Source organism: Oleiphilus sp. HI0117 (assembly GCF_001635235.1).
In genome coordinates this window covers 1-1,250 of the sequence record NZ_LWGA01001520.1, presented here as the reverse complement: position 1 = coordinate 1,250, position 1,250 = coordinate 1, and the positions used below count along the sequence as shown (strand labels likewise).

Sequence of the window (1,250 nt, the reverse complement as noted above, 5' to 3'; positions counted from 1 at the left end):
TTTGGACGGGATGAGCAAAGGCTGCGTATATTGAAGGGCAAGCTTTCAGCTGAATTGAACTTGCTTTGCCAGCGCTGCTTACATCCGGTCAAAAAGACAATAAGTTCTGAGTTTCAGCTCGGAATTGTAATGAGTGACGAGCAAGCGCAAAACCTTCCGCGTGTTTATGAACCTTTATTGGTGGAAGATGAAAAGCTTGTTTTACTGGATGTGATAGAAGAAGAATTGATCCTGAGTTTGCCAATGTTCGCTTATCATGATGATTGCGAACCTGAAGAGTATAACGAAGGTGATATTGAAGAGAGTGTTGAAAGTGAGGTCGAAGAGACCAAAGAGAATCCTTTCAGCGTGCTTTCAGAACTGAATTTAAAGAAATAATCGGTGAGCTAAGCTCATCAATTGATTTGAAATACCCGCGGGAGAACAAATATGGCTGTTCAAAAAAGTAAGAAAACTCGTTCAAGACGTGGCATGCGTCGTTCACATGACGCGCTAGGCACTGCAACTTTATCTGTAGATCCAACTACAGGTGAGAAGCACTTGCGTCACCACGTTTCTGCTGACGGTTTCTACCGTGGCAAGAAAGTAATTGAGACATTAGAAGACTAGTACGTAAATACTAGTTTCTGAAGACGGCGAAATGTCTGTAGGAATCACCATTGCAGTTGATGCAATGAGTGGCGATGATGGCCCTCAGGTTGTTGTCCCTGCTGTTTTTGCCTATCTTGAAAAGCTTCAGTCAAATGATGCTTCTCAAGCGTCTCCGGCAGCCAGCTGCCAAAGCAAAGCCTTCAATATCATCCTTGTTGGAAAACAGGTTGAATTGGAGGCTTTGTTGCACTCCTACCCAGAAAATCCATCAATATCGATTGTTCACGCCGAAACCGTTGTCTCTATGGATGACCGTCCTTCTCGTGTGCTGCGCAGTAAGCAAGATTCCTCGATGGCTGTGGCACTCCAACTGGTCAAGTCTGGTCAAGCTCAAGCTTGTGTAAGCTCAGGAAATACCGGTGCTTTGATGTTGTTAGGGCGATCAATACTGGGAACCTTTCCCGGTATAGATAGGCCCGCGATTACTAAAATGTTTCCTTCTCAAGGTGGTGGCTGTTTCGTTCTGGACTTAGGTGCAAATGTTGATAGTTCGGCCGAACATCTTCTTCAGTTTGCAATCATGGGCCAAGTATTAGCAAAAATTACCAAAGGCGTTGAAAATCCCCGGGTGGCACTGTTAAATGTTGGCGGTGAAAGTA

At 44.6% G+C, this 1,250-nt stretch carries 3 protein-coding genes; all 3 read left to right on the top strand.

Annotated features, from left to right (window positions below):
- Positions 1 to 378 (top strand): YceD family protein (locus tag A3757_RS24940; protein WP_068740505.1); only part of this gene is annotated, 378 nt, incomplete at its 5' end.
- A gap of 51 nt (positions 379 to 429) precedes the next feature.
- Entirely contained in the window at positions 430 to 609 is a 180-nt protein-coding gene (gene rpmF, locus A3757_RS24935; RefSeq protein ID WP_068506763.1) for a 50S ribosomal protein L32, read from the top strand.
- A 31-nt stretch (positions 610 to 640) separates the two neighbouring features.
- Positions 641 to 1,250 (top strand): phosphate acyltransferase (locus tag A3757_RS24930; RefSeq protein ID WP_369819615.1); only part of this gene is annotated, 610 nt, incomplete at its 3' end.

What these genes read in the sequence shown, in the direction of transcription:
- rpmF (WP_068506763.1), top strand. Translation starts at nt 430, where the DNA reads ATGGCTGTTCAAAAAAGTAAGAAAACTCGTTCAAGACGTGGCATGCGT.